This is a genomic window from Pseudomonas sp. LBUM1673 (genome assembly GCF_059695645.1).
This window is the reverse complement of the sequence record NZ_CP166780.1, coordinates 6,119,090-6,141,802: the sequence shown is the minus strand read 5'-3', so window position 1 is coordinate 6,141,802 and position 22,713 is coordinate 6,119,090. Positions and strand designations below refer to the sequence as shown.

Annotated in this window: 18 protein-coding genes; 5 read left to right on the top strand and 13 right to left on the bottom strand. The window is 60.4% G+C overall.

Annotation, left to right across the window (positions count from 1 at the left end):
• Positions 1-54: 54 nt before the first annotated feature.
• From creB to creD, 3 genes are all read left to right on the top strand, one after another.
• Positions 55-735 (top strand): two-component system response regulator CreB, encoded by a 681-nt coding sequence (gene creB / locus ACA044_RS28160; RefSeq protein WP_497444189.1) that lies wholly within the window; start codon positions 55-57, stop codon positions 733-735.
• Positions 735-2,153, top strand: a complete 1,419-nt coding sequence (gene creC / locus ACA044_RS28155) for a two-component system sensor histidine kinase CreC (RefSeq protein ID WP_497444188.1) — start codon at positions 735-737, stop codon at positions 2,151-2,153. Before creB ends, creC begins: the two co-directional genes overlap by 1 nt.
• Before the next feature lie 205 nt (positions 2,154-2,358).
• Positions 2,359-3,729 (top strand): cell envelope integrity protein CreD, encoded by a 1,371-nt coding sequence (gene creD / locus ACA044_RS28150; protein WP_497444187.1) that lies wholly within the window; start codon positions 2,359-2,361, stop codon positions 3,727-3,729.
• Between the two features lie 210 nt (positions 3,730-3,939).
• Here the strand turns inward: creD and ACA044_RS28145 are convergent, their stop codons facing one another.
• The 8 genes from ACA044_RS28145 to ACA044_RS28110 form a co-directional block, all read right to left on the bottom strand.
• The gene (locus tag ACA044_RS28145) at positions 3,940-4,569 is read right to left on the bottom strand and encodes a glutathione S-transferase (RefSeq protein WP_497444186.1); all 630 of its coding nucleotides are present in this window, start codon (positions 4,567-4,569) and stop codon (positions 3,940-3,942) included.
• A gap of 180 nt (positions 4,570-4,749) precedes the next feature.
• A complete protein-coding gene (locus tag ACA044_RS28140) occupies positions 4,750-4,929 on the bottom strand; it encodes a hypothetical protein (protein WP_497444185.1) in 180 nt (59 codons plus the stop codon).
• On the bottom strand, positions 4,926-6,056 hold the full coding sequence (locus tag ACA044_RS28135) for a PepSY-associated TM helix domain-containing protein (RefSeq protein ID WP_497444184.1): 1,131 nt from the start codon (positions 6,054-6,056) through the stop codon (positions 4,926-4,928). The genes ACA044_RS28140 and ACA044_RS28135 overlap by 4 nt, the downstream gene beginning before the upstream one ends.
• Positions 6,057-6,128: 72 nt before the next feature.
• Positions 6,129-8,558 (bottom strand): TonB-dependent siderophore receptor, encoded by a 2,430-nt coding sequence (locus tag ACA044_RS28130; protein WP_497444183.1) that lies wholly within the window; start codon positions 8,556-8,558, stop codon positions 6,129-6,131.
• 258 nt (positions 8,559-8,816) lie between these two features.
• Positions 8,817-9,788, bottom strand: coding sequence for a FecR domain-containing protein (locus ACA044_RS28125; protein WP_497444182.1), 972 nt, complete (start codon positions 9,786-9,788; stop codon positions 8,817-8,819).
• Positions 9,785-10,303 carry an RNA polymerase sigma factor gene (locus tag ACA044_RS28120; protein WP_497444181.1) on the bottom strand — a complete coding sequence of 173 codons (519 nt, stop codon included), beginning with the start codon at positions 10,301-10,303 and terminating at the stop codon, positions 9,785-9,787. Before ACA044_RS28120 ends, ACA044_RS28125 begins: the two co-directional genes overlap by 4 nt.
• A gap of 274 nt (positions 10,304-10,577) precedes the next feature.
• Positions 10,578-11,285 (bottom strand): 3'-5' exonuclease, encoded by a 708-nt coding sequence (locus ACA044_RS28115; RefSeq protein ID WP_497444180.1) that lies wholly within the window; start codon positions 11,283-11,285, stop codon positions 10,578-10,580.
• Entirely contained in the window at positions 11,282-13,222 is a 1,941-nt protein-coding gene (locus tag ACA044_RS28110) for a putative nucleotidyltransferase substrate binding domain-containing protein (RefSeq protein ID WP_497444179.1), read from the bottom strand. Before ACA044_RS28110 ends, ACA044_RS28115 begins: the two co-directional genes overlap by 4 nt.
• A gap of 253 nt (positions 13,223-13,475) precedes the next feature.
• Between ACA044_RS28110 and ACA044_RS28105 the strand changes: the two genes are divergently transcribed.
• Positions 13,476-13,922: a response regulator gene (locus tag ACA044_RS28105; RefSeq protein ID WP_497444178.1), complete on the top strand. Its 447-nt coding sequence runs from the start codon at positions 13,476-13,478 to the stop codon at positions 13,920-13,922.
• Between the two features lie 195 nt (positions 13,923-14,117).
• Here ACA044_RS28105 and ACA044_RS28100 read toward each other — a convergent pair whose 3' ends face one another.
• On the bottom strand, positions 14,118-16,295 hold the full coding sequence (locus ACA044_RS28100; protein WP_497444177.1) for a malate synthase G: 2,178 nt from the start codon (positions 16,293-16,295) through the stop codon (positions 14,118-14,120).
• Between the two features lie 547 nt (positions 16,296-16,842).
• On the opposite strand from ACA044_RS28100, the gene ACA044_RS28095 reads away from it, so the two are divergent.
• Positions 16,843-17,361 (top strand): glycine cleavage system transcriptional repressor, encoded by a 519-nt coding sequence (locus ACA044_RS28095; protein ID WP_497444176.1) that lies wholly within the window; start codon positions 16,843-16,845, stop codon positions 17,359-17,361.
• A gap of 215 nt (positions 17,362-17,576) precedes the next feature.
• Here the strand turns inward: ACA044_RS28095 and rarD are convergent, their stop codons facing one another.
• The 4 genes from rarD to ACA044_RS28075 all read right to left on the bottom strand — a co-directional run bounded on the left by rarD (position 17,577) and on the right by ACA044_RS28075 (position 22,700).
• Positions 17,577-18,464, bottom strand: coding sequence for an EamA family transporter RarD (gene rarD, locus ACA044_RS28090; protein WP_497444175.1), 888 nt, complete (start codon positions 18,462-18,464; stop codon positions 17,577-17,579).
• 193 nt (positions 18,465-18,657) lie between these two features.
• Positions 18,658-19,632: a serine/threonine protein kinase gene (locus tag ACA044_RS28085; protein ID WP_497444174.1), complete on the bottom strand. Its 975-nt coding sequence runs from the start codon at positions 19,630-19,632 to the stop codon at positions 18,658-18,660.
• A 209-nt stretch (positions 19,633-19,841) separates the two neighbouring features.
• The gene (locus tag ACA044_RS28080) at positions 19,842-21,743 is read right to left on the bottom strand and encodes a PhoX family protein (RefSeq protein WP_497444173.1); all 1,902 of its coding nucleotides are present in this window, start codon (positions 21,741-21,743) and stop codon (positions 19,842-19,844) included.
• A 192-nt stretch (positions 21,744-21,935) separates the two neighbouring features.
• Positions 21,936-22,700 (bottom strand): TOBE domain-containing protein, encoded by a 765-nt coding sequence (locus ACA044_RS28075; RefSeq protein WP_497444172.1) that lies wholly within the window; start codon positions 22,698-22,700, stop codon positions 21,936-21,938.
• Positions 22,701-22,713: the final 13 nt, after the last annotated feature.

Sequence of the window (22,713 nt, the reverse complement as noted above, 5' to 3'; positions counted from 1 at the left end):
GGCGAACCAGCCTTGGGGCACCGTTCGGCAACTTAACTTCCGGGCTCGGACGCCATGCCTCATATCCTGATTGTCGAAGACGAAGCGGCGATTGCCGACACCCTGATTTTCGCCTTGCAGGGCGAGGGCTTTACCACCACTTGGTTGGGCCTCGGCGCGGCGGCGCTCGAGCATCAGCGCGCCACGCCAGCTGACCTGATCATTCTCGACATCGGCTTGCCAGACATCAGCGGCTTCGAAACCTGCAAGCAGTTGCGGCGTTTCAGCGAAGTGCCGGTGATCTTCCTCAGCGCCCGTGATGCGGAGATCGACCGCGTGGTGGGCCTGGAGATCGGCGCCGACGATTACGTGGTCAAACCGTTCAGCCCCCGGGAAGTGGCGGCGCGGGTCCGGGCGATTCTCAAGCGCATGGCGCCACGAGCGGTGGCGGAGGTGGCGTCAGCGCTGTTTCGCATCGACAGCGAACGGGTGCAGATCAGCTATCGCAGCCAGCCACTGAGCCTGACCCGCCATGAATTTCGTTTGCTGCAATGCCTGCTGGAACAACCCGAGCGAGTCTTCAGCCGCGAGCAATTGCTCGATGCACTGGGCGTGGCCGCCGATGCCGGTTACGAGCGCAGCATCGACAGCCACATCAAGAGCGTGCGCGCTAAACTGCGCCTGGTGAAGACCGACGCCGAGCCGATCCAGACCCATCGTGGCCTCGGCTACAGCTACAGCCCGGGGCACAGCTGATGCCGCTGGGGATCCGGATTTTCCTGGTCTACGTGCTGTTCATCGGCCTGACCGGTTACTTCGTACTCAACACCGTGATGGAAGAAATCCGCCCCGGCGTGCGCCAGTCCACTGAAGAAACCCTGGTGGACACCGCCAACTTGATGGCCGAGATCCTGCGGGACGACTTCAAGGCTGGCACCCTCAACCAGAATCGCTGGCCCGAATTGCTCAAGGCTTACGGGGAGCGGCAACCGAAGGCGAATATCTGGGGCCTGCCGAAGAATCAGGTCAACCACCGCATTTACGTCACCGATGCCAAGGGCATTGTGGTGCTGGATTCCAGCGGCACTGCGGTGGGCCAGGACTACTCGCGCTGGAACGATGTCTACCTGACCCTGCGTGGCCAGTACGGCGCTCGTTCGACTCGCAGCCACCCGGATGACTCGAACTCGTCGGTGATGCACGTCGGTGCGCCGATTCGCGACAACGGCCAGATCATCGGCGTGGTGACGGTGGCCAAGCCCAACAGCTCGCTGCAGCCTTATGTTGATCGCACCGAACGGCGATTGCTGGCGTATGGCGCCGGGCTGGTCGCCCTCGGTTTGTTGTTCGGTGCGTTGTTGTCCTGGTGGTTGAGCGCGGCGCTGCGGCGGTTGACGGCTTATGCCCAGGCGGTCAGTGAAGGCCGGCGGGTCGAGGTGCCGCACTACCGTGGCGGCGAGCTGGAGCAACTGGCCACGGCGGTGGAACAGATGCGCACCCAGCTTGAGGGCAAAGCCTATGTCGAGCGTTATGTGCACACCCTGACCCATGAATTGAAAAGCCCGCTGGCGGCGATTCGTGGCGCAGCGGAGTTACTGCAAGGCGAGATGCCGCCGGCTCAGCAGCAGCGTTTCGTCAGCAACATCGACAGCGAAAGTGCGCGCATGCAGCAGTTGATCGAACGACTGCTGAACCTGGCGCAGGTGGAACAGCGTCAAGGTCTGGAAGAACGGGTGGCGGTGCCGTTGGCTGGCTTGGTAGACGAACTATTGAGCGGGCAGGCTGCGCGAATCGAAGGCAAGCAGTTGCGTGTGGAACGGCAAGTTTCACCGGATCTGAATCTGCTCGGCGAGCCGTTTCTGTTGCGCCAGGCGCTGGGCAATCTGCTGGAGAATGCCTTGGATTTCACCCCGGCCCGCGGCGTGCTGCGATTCAGCGCCGAACGAGTCGATGAGTGCATTGAGTTCAGGCTGTTCAACCAGGCCAAGGCGATTCCCGACTATGCATTGCCGCGCTTGAGCGAGCGTTTCTACTCACTGCCGCGTCCGGACAGTGGGCGCAAGAGTACCGGGCTGGGGCTTAACTTCGTTGAAGAAGTGGTCAAGTTGCATGGCGGGGCGATGAATATCGGTAATGTCGACGGCGGTGTAGAGGTCACGTTGCGCCTGCCTTAGGACCGAGTTGCGGCCATCGCGAGCAGGCTCGCTCCCACATGGGATTTGAGGCGAACACAAAAGATGGGTACGGCACAATTCCATTGTGGGAGCGAGCCTGCTCGCGAAGAGGCCGGCCCAGTCTCCACACACTCTCCATATTCCACTCACACTCCCTCCACATACAAATCCCAGACTCTCCTTCATTCGAACAGGGAGAGAACCCATGAACCGTAGCCTGACCCTAAAACTCGGGGCGATTGCCCTTTTGATTCTGTTGCTGCTGATCCCGTTGCTAATGATCAATGGCGTGATCCAGGAGCGCCAGCAACTGCGCGACGGTGTGCTCGAAGACATCGCCCGCAGTTCTAGTTACAGCCAGCAACTGAGCGGCCCGCTGATGGTGGTGCCCTATCGCAAAACGGTGCGCACTTGGAAAACCAACGAAAAAACCAACCAGCGTTACCAGGACGTCGGCGAGGAGCGTGGCCGTTTGTATTTCCTGCCGGAGCGCTTCGAACTGGACGGCCAGGTCCAGACCGAACTGCGTGCCCGTGGTATCTACGAGGCGCGGCTGTTCCACGCCGATAACCGCATCAGCGGGCATTTCTCGGTCCCGGCACAACTGGGCATCAAGGAGGATTTTGCCGACTACCGCTTCGACCAACCGTTCCTGGCTGTCGGCATCAGCGACATTCGCGGCATCGAGAATGCACTGAAACTCGAACTCAATGGCCAGAACCTGGACTTTGTACCCGGTAGCCAAGTGGGCTGGTTGGGCGAGGGTGTGCACGTGACGCTGCCAGCGCTGGACACCAGACAGGCCACGGAACTGGCCTTCGGTTTCGACTTGCGCCTGCAAGGCACCGGCCAGTTGCAGATTCTCCCGGTGGGCAAGACCAGCAAGGTTTCGCTGGCCGCCAACTGGCCTCACCCCAGCTTCATCGGCAATTACCTGCCGGCCCAGCGTGAAATTACCGATCAGGGTTTCACCGCCAATTGGCAGACCTCGTTTTTCTCCACCAACCTGCAAGAAGCCTTGAACAGTTGCGTGTCTGGCGGCCAGTGCGAGGCGTTCAACGGTCGCAGCTTCGGCGTGAGTTTCATCGACCCGGTGGACCAGTACCTGAAAAGCGACCGGGCAATCAAATACGCGTTGCTGTTCATCGTCCTGACCTTTGCCGGTTTCTTCCTCTTCGAAGTGCTGAAAAGCCTGGCGGTACACCCGGTGCAATACGCTTTGGTGGGGGTGGCGCTGGCGTTCTTCTACCTGTTGCTGTTGTCGCTGTCCGAACACATCGGCTTTGCGCTGGCGTATCTGCTGTCGGCGAGTGGTTGTGTGTTGTTGATCGGATTCTATGTCTGCCATGTGCTGCGCAGCGTGCATCACGGTTTGAGTTTTTCGACGGGGCTGGCGGCGTTGTATGGCTTGCTCTATGGCTTGCTGAGTGCCGAGGATTACGCGCTGTTGATGGGGTCGCTGCTGTTGTTCGGTCTGCTGGGCGTGTTCATGGTGCTGACCCGCAAGCTGGACTGGTACGGGATCGGGCAGAAAACCGCGAAACCTTTGGCCTTTGATATAGGTGCAGTGGAATGAGCCGGTCGTTGGGGTTGCGCGAGGATCAGCGGGTGGGTGAGGTGTTGGCGACGCGGATTGCCGGGTTGTTTCCGTTTGATCCGGTGTGGTGCCATCGCGAGCAGGCTCGCTCCCACAAAAGATCTCCAGTGAACACAAAGGTTATGCACACCAAAGATCAAATGTGGGAGCGAGCCTGCTCGCGATGAGGCCGGCACAGTTAGCGAGAATCTAAACCTTCGGCATCGTCGCGATCATCGAAGGCCGCTGACTCACCTCAAAATACCACTCTGCCAGCTTCGGATTCGCGTTGCGCCATTCCAGATCCGGATGGCGCAGATCCAGGTAACCCAAGGCACAGGCAACACTGATCGCCGCCACATCGAAATGGCTGGTCAGCTCGGCAATCGCATCGGCCTCCAGCAGCGCCAAGGCGCGACGAATTTTGTCGCGCTGACCGTCTAGCCATTCGTCCCAATGTTTTTCCGGGGCACGCAGGGCCACTTCATAGCGAATCATCACGGCGGCATCCATGATCCCGTCGGCCAGGGAGGCCAGGGTCAAGCGCCGCCAGCGTGCCGAGCCGTCGCGAGGGATCAGCGGATTGCCGACGTGCTGATGATCGAGATAGTCGAGGATCACCCGGCTGTCGTACAACACATTGCCGTCGGCCAGGCGCAGAGCCGGGACTTTGCCCAGAGGATTGTCTTCGTTGAGCGTGAGATCGGGGCTGACCGGCGTAATCTGGCAGGCTTGCAGTAGCACGCGGTTCAGTTGACCGGTTTCGTGCAACAACACCATGACTTTGCGGACGAAGGGCGAAGCAGCGTTGTGGAACAGGGTCATGCTGGGGGCGGCCATGGCAACCTCTCGCTCGTGGGCAGTGTCGGCAGCATAGCCCTTTAGGGCTTGACTGTGGGAGCGGCGGTGCGGCGATCCGACTTGCTCGCGAAAGCGGGGTGTCAGGCGTCATAAATGCCAACTGATACACCGTTTTCGCGAGCAAGCCCGCTCCCACATTTTCCACAGGTTTTGTGCCGTTCAGTGGCGTTGCAGCAGCCCGCGCAAGGCGAGGGCAGCAGGGATGCCCAGCCCGAGCCAACTCAATGCATCCCACACGCCATCGCCCAGCAACGCGGCAAACAGCCCCGCAGCGCTGAACAGGGCGATGACCGTTGGCGTGGCGAAGACCTTCCAGAAATTTGACTGTCTCGGCCTCATGTTGGGTTCTGCGCTTTTTCGAGTACAGGTTTGGCGACCTTGCTCCGCACCACCCACAGATAAACCCCGCTGCCGAGCACGATGATGGTCAGTACATCGAGGGTCGCCCAGAGGATTTTCATCGGCATGCCGCCGTAATCACCGAAGTGCAGCGGCTGCGACATGCCCATGGCGTCCATGTACCACGGCCGCTCGGTCACCGCCGTGACGTGCAGGGTGCTGGCGTCGATCAGTACCGGCGTCAACAGGTGTGAGGTCAGGTGGGTGCTGCCTTTCATGAACACGGCGTAATGGTGTTCGCTGGAAAACCGCGTGCCGGGGAAGGCGATGAAATCGGGCTGCATGCCCGGCGCGACTTCTTTGGCGATGTCGAGTAAGCGGGACGCAGGTGCCAATTGAGTCAGCGGCGGCGCATCGCGGTAGGGCGTGATCATCGCGCTCAGGCTGTCGTTGCGCCACGCGGCGATCAGCAAGTCGGCGCAGGCGCTGATCACGCCTGTGACGCCGACCACCAGGGCCCAGGTCAGGGTTACCACACCGATCAGGTTATGCAGGTCGAGCCAACGCAAGCGGGTGGATTTGTCATGGCGCACAGTGGCGAACGTCAGGCGCCGCATGAACGGCAGGTACAGCACTGTTCCGGAAACAATCGCCAGTACAAACAGAATCCCCATGAACGCCAGCAGCAACTTGCCCGGCAGGCCGGCGAACATGTCTACGTGCAGGCGCAGCATGACCATCATCAGCCCACCATTGGCCGATGGCATTTCCAATGCTTCGCCGGTGCGAGCGTCGAGCATGAAGGTGTGGGACGAGTTCGGCTCGGTGCCGGCGGTGGGCGCCATGATTGCGATTACGCCGTTAGGGTCTTCTTCGTCGTAGCCGAAATACTGCATGACCTCGCCGGGACGATGCTTCTCAGCCGCTTGCACCAATTGCTGCAAATTCAGCTGCGGGGTATCGGCCGGCATCGATTTCAACTCGGCGGCGTCGCCCAGCAGATGGTCGATCTCGTGGTGGAAGATCAACGGCAGGCCGGTGAGGGCCAGCATCAGCAGGAAGACCGTGCAGATCAGGCTGGTCCAGGTGTGGATGCAAGACCAGCGGCGGATGGTTTTACTCTTCATTTCATGGCCTTCAGAAAGACCAAAACCGTCCTCGAAGGACGGTCTGGTCGTGGCGCGTGTCAGTTCAGGCGATTACCACTTGTATGTAGCACTGGCGACGACGCTGCGTTGGTCGCCGTAGTAGCAGTAGAAGCTGTCGCAAGTGGAGATGTAGTCCTTGTCGAACAGGTTGGTGGCATTCACTGCCAGCGATGCACCTTTGAGACTGTTGTCCAGACGGCCCAAGTCGTAATGGACCGCCGCGTCGAACACCGTGTAGGCATCAGCCTTGCCCAGCCAGGTGTTGCCCTGGTCGCCATAGGTATTGCCGGTGTAGCGTGCGCCGGCACCGATGCCGAAACCATCCAGCACACCGTTGTGCCAGGTGTAATCGGCCCACAGCGACGCTTGCTGGTTAGGCATCAGTTGCAAGCGATTGCCCTTGAAGTCACCCTTTTGCACTTCGGACTTGGCCAGGGTGTAGGCGGCGATGACTTTCAGGTTGTCGGTGACGTCGGAAACGGCTTCCAGCTCCAGGCCTTTGACCTTCACTTCGCCGGTCTGGCTGGTAATCGAGACGTTGTCCGAGTTGGTCGTGGTGACGGAGACGTTTTTCTGGGTCAGGTCATAGACCGCAGCCGTCAGCAGGGTGTTGCTGCCCGGCGGTTGGTACTTGATGCCCAGTTCCCACTGCTTGCCTTCAGTCGGCTTGAACGACTCGGTCGGCGATGCCGTGGCTTTGCTGGTGGGCTGGAACGACTCGGCGTAGGACAGGTAGGGCACGAAGCCCGAGTCGAACACATAGCTGATCGCCGCGTTGCCGCTGAATTTCTTGTCCCGTTCGGTGTTGGTGGCATCACCCTTGTTGAAGAATTTGGTGCCCGTGTGGACCCAGTCCTCACGACCACCGAGGGTCAGGCGCCATTGGTCGAGGGCCATTTGGTCCTGGACGTACAAGCCGGTCTGGTAGGTCTTCTGGTCATAGTCATAGAACGCCGTTGAGCGTGGCGGGCGAACGATTGGCTGGCCATAGATCGGGTTGTTGACGTTGGTGGTCAGACCGTCGCCGAAGATCGAGGTGTAGTTGCTGTTGCTACGCTGGTGATCAAGACCGATCAGCAGGGTGTGGCGGATGTCACCGGTTGCAAAGTCACCCTGGAAATTGTTGTCCACGGCGAACTGGCTGATGTCCTCGTCGGCACTGGTGCTTGAACGACCCACGTTGCCCTGGGCGTCGACCTGGGTGAACGGGTAGGCGCCCGGCGTGAGGGTCTGGAAGGACAGGTCCGACTTGGTGTAACGCAGGTTCTGCTTGAACTGCCAAACATCATTCAAACGATGTTCAAAGGCGTAGCCCAGTGCGTAGTAGGTACGGTCGTAGTATTCCCAGTCCGGGTCACCGAGGTTTTTGTGATGGGAGATATCGCCGAGCGGCGAATGGATCTTCGTGCCTTGCACTGGCAGGAACTGACTGGTGATGCCTGTGTCATCGCGGGTAAATTGCGTCAGCAGCGTTAACTTGGTGTCAGGGTCGATGTTCCAGGTCAGGCTCGGTGCAATGTTGTAGCGTTTGTTGTCGATGTGATCGACCTGTGTGCCGCTGTCGCGCAATACACCGCTCAGACCATAGGTAAACCGGCCTTCGTCATCGATCTTGCCGGTGCTGGCGAAGCTGATTTGACGATGGTTGTCGCTGCCGTATTGCAGCTGGATTTCATTGCTCGACTCGGCGCTGGGACGGCGGCTGACCATGTCCAGCAGGCCGCCCGGCGGGGTCTGGCCGTAAACCGAAGAGGCCGGGCCGCGCAACAGGGCCAGGCGATCAAGGTTCCAGGTTTCCTGTTTCGGGTTGGCGTAAACGCCTCTCGGCAGGGGCAGGCCATCCAGAAACTGGGTCGGCTCGAAACCGCGTACCCGCAGCCAGTCGTCTCGAGTGTCACTGCCGTAGCTGCTGGCGACGATGCCAGGCATGTAGCGCACGGCGTCATCGAGGTTTTGCACACCGCGATCTTCCATTTGCTGGCGAGTGGCGACGGAAATCGAACGCGGCGCTTCGACCAGCGCGGTGTCGGTCTTGGTGCCAGCGGCGGTGCGCGTGGCAACATAACCTTCGACTGGGCTCCAGGCAGTTTCCGCATTTTCCAGGCCAATGACGGCGGTTTCCGGCAAGGCCATTACGCCTTCGGGCACGGCCACCAGGCTGTAGGTACCGGCGCTGCTCTGTTCCAGTTGCAGGCCGGTGCCGCGCAAGGCTTCACGCAGGGCGCCGGTGGCGTCGAACTGGCCCTTCACCGGCGCCGAAGTCTTGCCCGCCGCCAGCGACGGATTCAACGACAGTGCCAGGCCGGCCTGGCTGGCGATCTGGTTCAGCGTGCTGGCCAATGGCGCCGCCGGCAGGTTGTAGGCGCGAACGCTGGACGCCTGTTCAGCGGCAATCAGTGGGCTGCTGACCAGAGGGGCGCAAAGGGCAATGGCGAGCGCCAGTAAATGGGGGCGCAACACGGTGTCTAGCGAACGGGACATACAGCGGCTCCTGAATGGAAATATTTCTCAATTGCCTAGGTGCCGGACGAGAATCCAAAAGTGATAGGGCAAGATGAAAATAATTTCTATTCAGTTATTGGTCTGAGCCCGGATTCTGGATCTGGGGTGTTTATACGGGCCTCTTCGCGGGCAAGCCTCGCTCCTACAGGTTTTGTGCCGTGCGCCAATTTCGCGAACAACACAAAACCTGTAGGAGCGAGGCTTGCCCGCGAAGGCGTCGGGTCAGCACAAAAAATCTCAGGGCTTGGCATCAGCCTTCGCGACCGTTACCCACCATGGCGTGTGCTGTTCGATCTGCACCGGCAGGGTCGGTAAAAGCGCACTCAGCGCCTTGTCGGTATCGTTCAGGGGGAAGCTGCCGGTGATGCGCAGGTCGGCGACCTCTGGCGTGACGCCAAGATGCCCGCGACGATAGCGGCCGAGCTCCTGGACCAGATCCTCCAGCCGCGCGTTGTCCACCACCAGCATGCCGCGGGTCCAGGCATCGGCGCCGAGGTCGAGGGCGATGATGGGGCCCAGGCCATTGCTGCGCATCAGCACTTGCTGGCCTTCGTGCAGGATTTGTTCCTCGGGGCTCGATTCGGGATGGGCGGCTACCGCTGATTTCAACACGCTCAGGCGCGTGCCTTCGTCTTCGCGCTTGACCAGGAACCGCGTCCCCAGTGCGCGCATGCTGCCTTCGCGGGTTTCGACGATAAACGGCCGGGCATCGCCATGGCCGGTTTCGACGAGGATTTCCCCTTCCTGAAGGACGATCAGTCGCTGCTTCTCATCGAAGCGCACATCCACTGCGCTGTGAGTGTTGAGGTTGATCAGTGTGCCGTCGGTCAAGCGCAGGGTGCGCTGCTCGCCGGTGGCGGTGCGCTGGTCGGCCAGCCAATAGTCGATGGGCAGATAGCGATCACCGGCGAACAGCGCCAGGCCGATCACCGCGACGACGCTGGCCAGACCGCTGCCGAGCTTGCGCACCCGTCGCCGGATGCTTTCGCGCGATTGCAGCAGGGCAGTGCGGGCCGGGCCGTTGGCGACGCTGAAACGCTGGTCGAGCATGCCCAACTGACGCCAGGCCCGAGCGTGTTCTTCGTGGGCGGCGTGCCATTTGGCAAACTCTTCGCGCTCGACCGCGTTGCCGGAATCCAGCGACAGCTGCCAGGCAATCGCGGCATCCAGCACCTGTGCCGACACGGGTTTGGAGCTGACCGGGCTCATACCGGCTCACCGTACAAGGCGATGTAGCACTGACGAATGCCTTGGGCCAGGTATTGGCGGACCCGGGGCACCGACACCCCCAGACGCTTGGCGATTTCTGCGTGGCCGAGACCATCGAGACGGTTATAGAGAAACGCCGCCCGGGCCTTGCTCGAGAGCTTGCCCAACAAGCGGTCGATGGCTTTGAGGTCTTCGAGGATCAGTTGCTGTTCTTCCACCGACGGTTGTTCGCCTTCGGGGATCAGCATCAACTCGGTGAGGTAGGCCTGTTCCAGCGCGGCGCGGCGGAAATAGTCGAACAGCAGACCCTTGGCGATCGCCACCAGAAACGCCCGGGGTTCGCGAGGCTCCCTGAGTTCGTCACGGCCCAGCAGCCGCACAAAGGTGTCCTGGCTCAGGTCTTCGGCCCGTTGCGGACAGGCCACGTTGCGCCGCAGCCAAGCCAATAGCCAACTGCGATGGTCGCGATACAACGCACCAACGAGCTCACTCAGGGGGCTTTGGACTGAGGACACGCAGCAATCACCGAATGGGAAGTGTTAAGTAACGAGAATTGTTCGCGATTGTGGCAGAGGCGGGGGAGGTAAGCAATTGGCGCCGGTCGGGTGGATTTGGCCACAAGTCTGAAGACGAACACTAACCTGTGGCGAGGGAGCTTGCTCCCGCTCGGCTGCGAAGCAGTCGAAAAATCAGCGAACGCAGTGTGTCTGGGGAAATGTGGTGAATGGTTTTAGGGGCGCTGCGCACCCCAGCGGGAGCAAGCTCCCTCGCCACAGAGATTTGTGAAGCCTAGAAAGACGGCGCTTGCCGCCGTCGCTTCCACTGACTCAGCCGCTGTTGCAGGTTCAACGGACTATGAATCTGCTGCTGTCGCGCACGGCTGAACAAAATCAGCATCAGTTCCGCCGTCGCCAGCGCATCGGCACTGGCGTTATGCCGCTCGAAGACCTCCAGCTTGAACCAGTCGATCCACTCGTCCAGCCCGGCTTCACGAACGTGCGCCTGGGGGCAAAGCAGAGGCGCGATGTCCGCTACATCCAGAAACGGATGCTGCAACTTGTAACCCAGATGCTCTTTGAGCGCGCGTCCAAGCATGTGCTGGTCGAACGGCGCATGAAAGGCCAACACCGGACTGTCGCCGACGAATTCCATGAATTCCAGCAAGGCCTGCGCGGGGTCGCTGCCGGCGGCAATGGCGCTCGGGCCCAGACCGTGAATCAACACGCTGGGGCCGAGTTTGAGTTCGGTGCATTGCAGCGTGCGCTCGAACTGCTGGCTGAAATCAATCGCCCCGTCCTCGATCACCACCGCGCCGATGGACAGCAGCCGGTCTTTATTCAAGTTCAGGCCGGTGGTTTCCAGGTCGAGTACCACCCAGCGTTGCTCGCGCAGGCTGCAATCGCCCAGTTCGGCCACGGCAGGCAAGCGCTCCAGACGTTGGTGCAGTTCGCCGGACAAAATGGGGTTTACCGGCCGCAGCCATGAAAACAGGCTCATAGCTGATACCGCAGGGTCAGGCTGCTTTGCAGGCGTTGGGCCTGGCGCAGGGATTCACGCAGGATGCGTCGGTCCAGATGATTGAGGCTGTCAGGATCGACGCGGTTGGAGTAGGGCAAATTCTCCCGGGTCTGTAGCTGATGTTGCTGCATGCGGGTTTGCTGGATGAAGTGATACGCCTCCTCATAGGCTGCGCCGTCCAGCCGTTCGATGACCTCTTTGGCCACCAATTGACGAAAGCGCTCCAGGGTATTGTTGGCGTCGATGCCGTGGGCCAGGGCCAGCACTCGAGCGCCATCGACGAAAGGGGTCAAGCCCTGGAGTTTCAGGTCGAGAGTGGCTTTCTCGCCATTCTTGCGCGCCAGCACGAATTCGCGGAAACGTCCTACGGGGGGACGGTTGCGCAGGGCGTTCTCGGCCATCATCCGCTGGAACAAGCGGTTGTCGCCGACCTGATCGAGAATCCCACGGCGCAACTGCTCGCAGCCTTGCTCGTCGCCCCAGACCACGCGCAGGTCGAAATAGATGCTCGACCCCAGCAGGTTTTCCGGTGTCGCCTCGCGGATAAACGCCGCAAAGCGTCGCGCCCATTCGGCCCGGGACAAACACAGCTCGGGGTTGCCGGCCATGATGTTGCCCTTGCACAGGGTGAAGCCGCACAGCGCCAGGTTCTGATTGATCTGCTGGGCGATGGGCAGCAACTTGCCGCGAATCTCGGCGGCGTGGGCCGCGTCGCGGGCTTCGAACAGAATGCCGTTGTCCTGATCGGTGTGCAGTGTCTGCTCGCGGCGGCCTTCGCTGCCGAAACACAGCCAACTGAACGGCACGCCAGGGTCACCTTTCTCGGCGAGCACCAGTTCGATCACCCGGCATACGGTGTGGTCGTTGAGCAGGGTGATGATGTGGGTGATCTGGGTCGAGGACGCGCCGTGGGCCAGCATCCGCTCCACCAATTGGCCGATCTCGCCGCGCATCGCCACCAGGTTTTCCAGCTTCTGGGCACTGCGAATGGTGCGTGCCAGGTGCACCAGATCGACCCGTTGCAGGGAAAACAGGTCGCGCTCCGAGACCACGCCGCACAGGCGCTGGTCCTTGACCAGGCAGACATGGGCGATGTGCCGCTCGGTCATGGCAATCGCGGCGTCGAAGGCGCTGTGGTCTGGCGTCAGATAGAACGGCGCCCGCGTCATGTGCCCTTCGATGGCCTCATTGAAATCGCTGGTGCCGTTGGCCACCACATGTCGCAAGTCGCGCAGGGTGAAGATGCCCAGCGGCGCCTTTTGCTCATCGACCACCACAATGCTGCCGACTTGCTGATCGTGCATCAACGTCACGGCTTCACGCAGGGGGGTGATCGGGCTGCAGGTTACCGGATGACGCATGGCCAACTCGCCCAGCCGGGTATTGAGCGAGTATTGGGTGCCGAGGGTTTCCACGGCTTTTTGCTGGACTTGTTGATTGACCTGATCCAGCAAACTGCTGACACCGCGTAGGGCAAAGTCGCGAAACGGGCTGGAAAGTGCGAACAGTTTGATGAACGCCAGCTTATTCAGCTGCAGGCAAAAGGTATCTTCGGCCGCCAGATGTTCGGTGCGGGTCGCCCGTTCCCCCAGTAGTGCCGCGAGGGGGAAACACTCGCCAGTGGTGATTTCGAACGTGGTTTCGGTCCCGCCCTTGGCCATGTGCGGGCGTTCACCCACGACTCGGCCCTGTTTGACGATGTAGAAGTGCTCAATCGGGCCATCGGCGGGTTTGATGATGCTCTCGCCGGGGGCATAAAAACGCAGCTGACATTGCTCGACCAGATAGGCCAAGTGGGCGTTTTCCATCTGATTGAACGGCGGGAAGCGCTGTAGGAATTGCAAAGTGCCCTGGATGTTCTGCAACACCGCGGTTTTCCCTGCCTGGGTGAAGGCGTCCGCTTTACTCATAACCATTACCGCAGTCTTTTTCGAATTGTTGTTATCGAATCGTTCTAGCCATGGTCGGCCCCTGAAGGCAGGGTGCCCATTGGACGTAAGTCTAGGTAGGCAGTGCCGCGGCCGGAATAAGGGAAATGTCTGACACAATTGTGGGAAAAACCTCCTACATTGCCTATAGGAATAATTTCCGACGAAGTGCACATTGAAGTGCAGCTGGGCGATGTCTGACCACTGTGTCAGGGATTGAATCGAAAACGTTGAGAAAACCATGTCCGACCACGATATTTTGAGTGATGCCGAGCGCGAAGCGCTCAGTGCAGTCATGTTGGAACCAGACTTGCCGCCGCAGCGGGCGCTGATCGTCGATGACGATAAGGACTCCAGGGAATTGCTGTCGGAAATTCTGGGGCTGGATGGCATTCACTGCATGACGGCGGCCAGCGGCGAAACGGCGCTCAAATTGCTGGAGACGAAGCCGTCGATCGGGCTGGTGATTACCGATCTGCGGATGGGGCACGTCGATGGCCTGGAACTGATCCGCCAGGTGCGGGAGTCGGCGCGTGCGGCGTTGCCGATCATCATCGTTTCCGGCGACGCCGATGTGAAGGATGCGATCGAAGCCATGCACTTGCACGTAGTGGACTTTCTGCTCAAGCCCATCGATAGCGGCAAATTGCTTGAATTGGTCAAGCATGAGCTGGGGATGGATGTGTAGCGCGGATCTCAGCTGTGGCGAGGGGGCTTGCCCCCGTTCGGCTGCGCAGCAGTCGTAGATTCTCACTGAAAAAATGCATGGGGCCGCTTCGCGACCCAACGGGGGCAAGCCCCCTCGCCACAGAAGTAGTATTCACAAATAAAAAAGCCCCGATCTTTCGATCAGGGCTTTTTCATGTCCGGTGTCAGCGTTTACTCAAAGGCCATTGGCAGCCTTGAACTCGCGACGACGACGGTGCAGAACCGGCTCGGTGTAGCCGTTCGGCTGCTTGGTGCCTTCGACCACCAGTTCGACCGCCGCCTGGAAGGCGATGTTGCCGTCGAAGTTCGGTGCCAGCGGCCGGTACAACGGGTCGTTGGCATTCTGACGGTCAACCACCGGCGCCATGCGCTTGAGGCTTTCCATCACCTGATCTTCAGTGACGATGCCGTGGCGCAGCCAGTTGGCGATGTGCTGGCTGGAAATACGCAGCGTCGCACGGTCTTCCATCAGGCCGACGTCATTGATGTCCGGCACTTTCGAGCAACCCACGCCCTGGTCGATCCAGCGCACCACGTAACCGAGAATGCCCTGGGCGTTGTTATCCAGTTCATTCTTGATCTGTTCCGCGCTCCAGTCTGGATTGACGGCCAGCGGGATGGTCAGGATGTCGTCCACCGAAGCACGCGCACGTTTGGCCAGTTCGGCCTGACGGGCGAACACGTCGACCTTGTGGTAATGCAGCGCGTGCAGCGCTGCCGCGGTCGGCGATGGAACCCAGGCGGTGTTGGCGCCAGCCAGCGGGTGGGCGATTTTCTGTTCCAGCATGGCGGCCATCAGGTCCGGCATGGCCCACATGCCTTTACCGATCTGGGCACGACCTTGCAGGCCGGTGCTCAAGCCGATGTCGACGTTCCAGTTCTCGTAGGCGCCGATCCACTTCTCAGCCTTCATGTCCGCCTTGCGCACCATCGGGCCGGCTTCCATGGAAGTGTGGATTTCGTCGCCCGTACGGTCGAGGAAACCGGTGTTGATGAACACCACGCGCTCGCTGGCAGCCTTGATGCAGGCCTTGAGGTTGACCGTGGTACGGCGCTCCTCGTCCATGATCCCGACCTTGAGGGTGTTGCGCGGCAGGTCGAGGACTTCTTCGATGCGACCGAACAGCTCGTTGGTGAACGCGGCTTCTTCCGGGCCATGCATCTTCGGTTTCACAATGTAAACCGAGCCGGTACGGCTGTTCTTGCGCAAGCTGTTGCCATTGAGGCTATGGATCGCCGCAAGACAGGTCACCAGGCCGTCGAGAATGCCTTCCGGCACTTCGTTGCCGTCCTTGTCGAGGATCGCATCGATGGTCATCAGGTGACCAACGTTGCGCACGAACAACAGCGAACGACCGTGCAGGCTCAGTTCTTTGCCGTCGACGCCAGTGTAGGTGCGGTCGGCGTTCATGGTGCGGGTAAAGGTCTGGCCGCCCTTGGAGACTTCTTCCGACAGATCGCCCTTCATCAGGCCGAGCCAGTTGCGGTAGATCACCACTTTGTCATCGGCATCGACCGCGGCAACCGAGTCTTCGCAGTCCATGATGGTGGTCAGCGCAGCTTCCATCAGGATGTCTTTGACGCCGGCCGCGTCGGTCTGGCCGACCGGGGTGCTGGCGTCGATCTGGATTTCGAAGTGCAGGCCGTTGTTTTTCAGCAGGATCGCGGTTGGAGCCGCTACATCGCCGTGGAAACCGATCAGTTGGGCATCGTTGCGCAGGCCGGTGTTACTGCCGCCTTTGAGGGCGACGACCAGTTTGCCGTCAACGATCTTGTAGCCAGTGGAGTCGACGTGGGAGCCAGCAGCCAATGGCGCGGCTTCGTCGAGGAAGGCGCGGGCGAAGGCGATGACCTTGTCGCCGCGAACCTTGTTGTAGCCTTTGCCTTTTTCCGCGCCGTCGGCTTCGCTGATGGCGTCGGTGCCATAGAGCGCGTCATACAACGAGCCCCAGCGGGCGTTCGAGGCGTTGAGCGCGAAGCGCGCGTTCATCACCGGTACCACCAGCTGTGGACCGGCCATGCGGGCGATTTCGTCATCGACGTTTTGTGTCGTTGCCTGGAAATCGGCCGCTTCTGGCAGCAGATAACCGATGTCTTGCAGGAAGGCTTTGTAGGCCACCGCATCGTGCGCAACACCTGCACGAGCCTGGTGCCAGGCATCGATACGTGCCTGGAAATCATCGCGTTTGGCGAGTAGGGCTTTGTTCTTCGGCGCCAGGTCATGGATGACCTTGTCGGCACCGGCCCAGAACTTGTCGGCGGTGAGGCCGGTTCCGGGAAGGGCTTCGTTGTTCACAAAGTCGAACAGGACTTTGGCGACCTGCAGGCCACGGACTTGAACGTGTTCAGTCATTGCTTGCCTCACTCTGCTCAGCTATTTCGCTTTTCAGCTCTTCAATTTAACAATGAAGCCTCTGGCCATTTAAACCACAAACCCTTCTACCAGTACATGCCATTGCTGGCGGCTGGGGTCGGTCCGATCAACGGCTTTGCGGCCTTGCTGACAGGGCTTTCAGGGTTGCGACGGCGCCTGCGGCAGACATCGATCCAACGTTATGTAGTGCGCGCTGCGGCATACTACATGATGAATTGCGGTTGTGAAAATTAGACTAATTACGTCGTTCTGCGACCCCATGACGCATTGCGGTCATGTCGGGGAGCGGGATGTTCTCAAAAAACTATTAGATTGTTCCAGTTAAATATAAAAACTTGTACACGATTTGTTTGTTGGCAGGTTTATCGGTGGTGACCCAATCGCGAGCAGGCTCGCTCCCACAGGGACTGCGCAGAACATTGTGGGAGCGAGCCTGCTCGCGATGGCGCCAGACCAATCAGCGTGGTCCCCACCCTTGCCTATACTTGTTTTTCTATAACAAAAGTCATGACCAGAGGGCTGCGCCATGGACCATCTCGTACTCACTGTAATCGCTCCAGACAAGCCCGGGCAGGTCGAGCGCATTGCCCAATGCATTGCGGAACACGGCGGCAACTGGTTGGAGAGTCGCATGTCGCGCATGGCCGGCCAGTTCGCAGGGATTCTTCGGGTGGGTGTGCCGGCTGAGGCCTACGATGAACTGGTAGATGCCCTACAAGGATTGTCAGCCCAGGGGATCCGCGTGTTGATCGCCGAAAGTGGCATCGAACAATCCTGTACCTGGAAGCCGATTGCCATGGAACTGGTGGGCAATGATCGGCCGGGTATTGTGCGAGACATTACGCGGTTGCTGAGTGAACAGGGAGTGAACCTGGAGCAGCTGGTGACCGAAGTGCGCCCCGCACCGATGAGCAGCGAGCCACTGTTCCATGCCGAGGCGATTCTCGCGGTGCCGCTGACGTTGTCTCTGGAGGTGCTGCAATCGCGCCTGGAAACCCTGGCGGACGATCTGATGGTCGAACTGGTGCTGCGCAGCGAACCTTGAAAAGGTTATCCAAGTTATACGTGCACCTGCCTGTGGATAACCTGTAGAGACACCCTGCCAGGCCACGTCGGCCGGGGCTCTTCAGGATCTGATCAAAAAACCAGCAGTTTCAGTGACTTGCGCACAAACGCCGGGGATCACGCTGTGGATAACCTTGGGAAGGATGAATGCAGGCCACGTCAGACGTGTCCTGTAGGGTTTTGTATGTTTTTTGATCAGCTGCGGCGGCGCAGACTTATCCACGCATCGACGCTGTAAACCGCCAGACCCGCCCAGATAAAGATGAACGCCACCAATGTGCTGGACGACAAGTGCTCGCCAAACAGCAGAACGGCTTGTAACAGCACCAGCGTCGGCGCCAGGTACTGGAGAAATCCGAGGGTGGTGTAGGGCAAGTGCCGGGCGGCGGCGTTGAAACACACCAGTGGCACTAGCGTCACCGGACCGGCAGCTACCAGCCACCAGGCTTCGGAGGTGGTCCAGAATTGCGCTTGAGCGCTGGTCGCCGTCGGGTTGAACAGCAACCAGGCGACGGCAATCGGCACCAGCATCCAGGTTTCCACCACCAGCCCCGGCAGCGCCTTGACCGGTGCCTGCTTGCGGATCAATCCGTAGAAGCCGAAGGTCAAGGCCAGCAACAGCGACACCCAGGGCAGACTGCCGACTTGCCACACTTGCTGCGCGACACCGACCGCTGCCAGGCCAACCGCCAACCATTGCATGCGCCGCAGCCGTTCGCCGAGGATCAGCATCCCCAACAGCACGTTTACCAGCGGGTTGATGTAGTAACCGAGGCTGGCTTCGAGCATCCGTCCGTTGTTCACCGCCCAGACGTAGGTCAGCCAGTTGGCTGCGATCAGCGTGCCGCTCAGGGCCAGGACCGCCAGCCGCCGCGGGTTCTCACGCAGCTCTTGCCACCAGCCGGGATGCTTCCAGACGAGCAGCAGCAAGGCGCCGAACAGCGCGGACCAAAGCACTCGGTGGATGATGATCTCCACGGCGGGCACGTTGGCGATGGCTTTGAAGTAGAGCGGGAACAGGCCCCAGATGATGTAGGCACTCAGGCCCAGGATGTACCCGCGACGCGGGTTGGGAGCTTGCATGAGAATCCTTGCTTAGGCAGCTAACAAAGAGGGGATTGTAAGGAGATTTGTCGGGACATGTCGCGGACCTTGTGGGAGCGGGCTTGCTCGCGAAAGCGGTAATTCAGTCAGCATCTCTGTTGAATGTGAAACCGTATTCGCGAGCAAGCCCGCTCCCACATTGGATCTCTGTTGGTATGGGGAGCCGTGGTGTTTAGAAGAGTTTCAGTGGCTCTTCATTGAGCGCAGCCAATTGCTCACGCAACGCCAACACTTGATCACCCCAATAGCGCTCGGTGCCAAACCACGGAAAGCTGCGAGGGAAGGCAGGATCGTCCCAGCGACGGGCGAGCCAGGCGCTGTAGTGCATCAGGCGCAAGGCGCGCAGCGGCTCAATCAGCGCCAGTTCCCGCGGGTTGAAGTCATGGAACTCGTTGTAGCCGTCCATCAATTCCGACAACTGCCCCAGACATTCCTGACGGTCACCCGCCAACATCATCCAGATATCCTGCACCGCCGGGCCCATGCGGCAGTCGTCGAGATCGACGATGTGGAACATCTCGTCGCGGCACATCATGTTGCCGGGGTGGCAATCGCCGTGCATGCGGATGTTCTGGTGCGGGGTGGCCTGGTAGACCTCTTCCACGCGCTTGAGCAGGTCGCGGGCCACGGACTCGTAGGCTGGCAGCAGACTGCGGGGTACGAAATTGCCTTCAAGCAAGGTGGTCAGTGAGTCGTGACCGAAGTTTTTTACCCCCAGCGCTTCACGGTGTTCGAACGGTCGGGTAGCGCCAACGGCGTGCAGGCGACCCAGCAGTTGGCCCAGGCGATACAGCTGATCGAGATTGCCCGGCTCCGGTGCACGGCCGCCCCGGCGGGGGAACAGGGTGAAACGGAAACCGTTGTGTTCGTGCAGGCTTTCACCGTTGTGAACCATAGGCGCGACGACCGGTATGTCGCACTCGGCGAGTTCGAAGGTGAAGCGGTGTTCTTCGAGAATCGCTTCGTTGGTCCAGCGTTGCGGACGGTAAAACTTGGCGATCAGCGGCTCGGAGTCTTCGATGCCAACCTGATAAACGCGGTTCTCGTAGCTGTTGAGCGCCAGAATGCGGGCGTCGCTGAGAAAGCCGATGCTTTCGACGGCATCGAGCACGAGGTCTGGGGTGAGGGTTTCAAACGGGTGGGCCATGCTGACTCCTGCGCGCAGCAGGCTGCCGCGTCCGGCCAAGCATGGTAGCGCAGACGGGGATGCTTTAGTGGTTGGGGTTGAGGTAAGTGTTGTCTGGGATGACGCCTTCGCGAGCAAGCCCGCTCCCACATGGGATCTTTGGTGTGCGCACTATTTGTGACACAAAGAAGATCACCTGTGGGAGCGGGCTTGCTCGCGAATGGGCCCTATCAGGCGCCGACGACCCCGCCATCTTCCCGGGAAATAGCCATCACCGAAGACCGCGGCTTGCCGTTGGGCAGATGCTCAGGGAACGTCGACCCGCCGTTTTCCCCCGGATGCTGAATCCCGACAAACAGGGTTTTCTGATCCGGCGAGAAGCTGATCCCCGTCACCTCGCAGCCCACCGGGCCGACCATGAAGCGACGGATCTCGCCAGTCACCGGGTCGGCACAGAGCATCTGGTTATTGCCCATGCCCGCGAAGTCGCCTGCGTTGCTCGAGTCGCCATCCGTCAGAATCCACAAGCGCCCGGCCTTGTCGAAGCCCAGGCCGTCCGGGCTGTTGAACATGTTCTGCGGGGTGATGTTCGACGAACCGGCCTTCGGCGTACCCGCGTGAACGCCCGGATTGCCGGCGACCACAAACAGATCCCAGGCAAAGCTTTTCGAGCCGTGATCGTCGCGGTCGGTGCGCCAGCGCAGGATCTGCCCGTAGACGTTCTTCTCGCGCGGGTTCGGCCCGCCCACCGGTTGGCCTTCTTCGCCGCGTTTGGCGTTGTTGGTCAGGGTGCAATAAACCTGGCCATCCTTGGGGCTGACGACGATCCATTCCGGGCGGTCCATGCGCGTGGCGCTCGCAACGCTGGCTGCGAGGCGTGCATGAATCAGCACTTGGGCCTGATCGGCAAAACCGCTGCTGGCATCGATGCCGTTCTTGCCGTGAGTCAGTTCGATCCACTGGCCCTGGCCCTTCGGGTGATCGGTGTTGCCATCGCCTGTGTCGAAACGCGCCACGTACAACGTGCCGTGATCCAGCAGGTCGCGGTTGGCTTTGGGGTTTTTGTGGTTGATCTTGTCGCGACTGACGAATTTATAGATGAATTCGCCACGTTCGTCGTCGCCCATGTACACCACGGCGCGACCGTCGTTGGTTTCGGCCAGGGCGGCGTTTTCATGTTTGAAGCGGCCCAGCGCGGTGCGTTTGACCGGCGTCGACTGCGGATCGAACGGGTCGATTTCCACCACCCAGCCATGACGATTGAGTTCGTTGGGGTTCTTCGCCAGGTCGAAGCGCGGGTCGTGTTGATGCCAGTTGATCTCTTTGCTGGCCGCCACCGCGCCGTAGCGTTTCTGCGCGGCGTCGAACTTCTGCTCGGCATTGCTGCTGCCGAAGCAGTCGGTGAAGTTCTCTTCGCAGGTCAGATAAGTGCCCCATGGCGTCTTGCCGTTGGCGCAATTCTGGAAGGTGCCGAGGACTTTCTTGCCGTGTTTGTCGGCGCTGGTTTTCATCAGCTCGTGACCGGCCGCCGGACCGCTCAGGCGCAACGGCGCGTTACCGTGAATGCGCCGGTTGTAGCGTGAGCCCTGGACGAACTGCCACTGGCCGTTCTTGCGCTGTACTTCGATCACCGACACGCCTTCACAGGCCAGGGCCTTGCGCACATCTTCCGCCGATTGCGGCATGCCGCCGTGGGGGTAGAGGTAGCGGTAGTTGGTGTATTCGTTGTTGATCGCCATCAGCGCCCGGTCGTGTTCGCCGGGGAACTCGAACAGGCTCATGCCGTCGTTGTTGTCGCCAAACTGGACTTCCTGCGCCTGGGCCGTGCCGTTGCCGCTCGGGTCGAACGCCGGGCCATTCTTTTGCAGTGGCTGGCCCCAGCTGATCAGTACCGAGGATTTGTAGCCCGGCGGCAGGGTGATGGCGTCAGTCGTGGCGGCGGCAATACTGTCGAAACCCAACAGTTTGCTGGAGCCGGCGCTGACACTGGCGGCCAGCACGCTGCGGCTCAGCAGGTTACCACCGAGAAACATCGCTGCCCCGCAGAGGGCGCCAGCGCTGATGAAGCCACGACGGCTGAGGCCGACCATCTTTTCGAGGTCGGTGGGTTGGTTGTCTTCTAATAGGCTCACATCAGGCTCCCTGCGGGTTTTTGCAGTCACCTTAATGGTGGTCGATGAAGGTTTTGTTGCAGCCACTGCATTGATTTTGTAGCAGCTGCCGAAGGTTGCGTTCGGCTGCGCAGCAGTCGCCATCCGGTTTACGACCGCTTCGCGATCGAACGCAGCCTTCGGCAGCTGCTACAGGGTTGCGTAGCGTCTGATCTAGAGCGGTGTGCCCAGCAGGATGTTGGACGGTGCGAATTGCACCAGCACCGCTTTGCCTGCGGCAAGCGCGAGGGTTTTCAGGTGCAGTGGCTCGGCCAGGGCGCAGAGTGTCTGGCCATTGGGCAAGCCGATGCGCACTTCGCTGGGGCCGTCGTCGGCGTCGAGGATTTCTTCAATCGTGCCCTTCAAACAATTGTTGCCGGGCGTTACGGTTTGATCGATGCCCAGCAGCTCCAGCCAACCGGCCTTGATCAGTGCAACCACCTCGGTGCCGGTTTGCAGTTCCAGGCGCAGGGTGCTGTCGTGGGTGATCTGTGCGTCGATACGCAAGCCTTCGGCCAGTTCAAGACTGATTCGGTCGTTGCGCCCCTGTGCATCGATCGCCACGACCTTGCCGTGCAGTTGATTGCGTGCGCTGGTTCTGAGCATCAGTCGACCGAGCAGGTCCAGGTCACTGGCTTCTTCGGCAGCTTCCAGCACCTGAGTCTGCAAGGCTTGCAGCTTTTGATACAGGCGCAACACGCGTTCGCCTTCGCTGCTCAGTCTGGCGCCACCACCGCCCTTGCCGCCGACGCTACGCTCTACCAACGGTTTTTGCGCAAGATTATTCAGCTCATCGATGGCGTCCCACGCTGCTTTGTAACTCAGGCCTGCGCTTTTCGCAGCGCGGGTGATCGAGCCTTGTTCGGCGATGTGTTGCAGCAACGCGATGCGCTGCGGGCGACGGACAATGTGCTGGGACAATAACGTAGGCAAGGACATGGCAAGGCGCTTT

What these genes read in the sequence shown, in the direction of transcription:
- ACA044_RS28125 (WP_497444182.1), bottom strand. Translation starts at nt 9,788, where the DNA reads ATGAGCCCGGTCAGCTCCAAACCCGTGTCGGCACAGGTGCTGGATGCC.
- ACA044_RS28110 (WP_497444179.1), bottom strand. Translation starts at nt 13,222, where the DNA reads ATGGTTATGAGTAAAGCGGACGCCTTCACCCAGGCAGGGAAAACCGCG.
- ACA044_RS28135 (WP_497444184.1), bottom strand. Translation starts at nt 6,056, where the DNA reads ATGAAGAGTAAAACCATCCGCCGCTGGTCTTGCATCCACACCTGGACC.
- creB (WP_497444189.1), top strand. Translation starts at nt 55, where the DNA reads ATGCCTCATATCCTGATTGTCGAAGACGAAGCGGCGATTGCCGACACC.
- creC (WP_497444188.1), top strand. Translation starts at nt 735, where the DNA reads ATGCCGCTGGGGATCCGGATTTTCCTGGTCTACGTGCTGTTCATCGGC.
- ACA044_RS28140 (WP_497444185.1), bottom strand. Translation starts at nt 4,929, where the DNA reads ATGAGGCCGAGACAGTCAAATTTCTGGAAGGTCTTCGCCACGCCAACG.
- ACA044_RS28100 (WP_497444177.1), bottom strand. Translation starts at nt 16,295, where the DNA reads ATGACTGAACACGTTCAAGTCCGTGGCCTGCAGGTCGCCAAAGTCCTG.
- ACA044_RS28105 (WP_497444178.1), top strand. Translation starts at nt 13,476, where the DNA reads ATGTCCGACCACGATATTTTGAGTGATGCCGAGCGCGAAGCGCTCAGT.
- ACA044_RS28145 (WP_497444186.1), bottom strand. Translation starts at nt 4,569, where the DNA reads ATGGCCGCCCCCAGCATGACCCTGTTCCACAACGCTGCTTCGCCCTTC.
- ACA044_RS28130 (WP_497444183.1), bottom strand. Translation starts at nt 8,558, where the DNA reads ATGTCCCGTTCGCTAGACACCGTGTTGCGCCCCCATTTACTGGCGCTC.
- creD (WP_497444187.1), top strand. Translation starts at nt 2,359, where the DNA reads ATGAACCGTAGCCTGACCCTAAAACTCGGGGCGATTGCCCTTTTGATT.
- rarD (WP_497444175.1), bottom strand. Translation starts at nt 18,464, where the DNA reads ATGCAAGCTCCCAACCCGCGTCGCGGGTACATCCTGGGCCTGAGTGCC.
- ACA044_RS28075 (WP_497444172.1), bottom strand. Translation starts at nt 22,700, where the DNA reads ATGTCCTTGCCTACGTTATTGTCCCAGCACATTGTCCGTCGCCCGCAG.
- ACA044_RS28085 (WP_497444174.1), bottom strand. Translation starts at nt 19,632, where the DNA reads ATGGCCCACCCGTTTGAAACCCTCACCCCAGACCTCGTGCTCGATGCC.
- ACA044_RS28095 (WP_497444176.1), top strand. Translation starts at nt 16,843, where the DNA reads ATGGACCATCTCGTACTCACTGTAATCGCTCCAGACAAGCCCGGGCAG.
- ACA044_RS28115 (WP_497444180.1), bottom strand. Translation starts at nt 11,285, where the DNA reads ATGAGCCTGTTTTCATGGCTGCGGCCGGTAAACCCCATTTTGTCCGGC.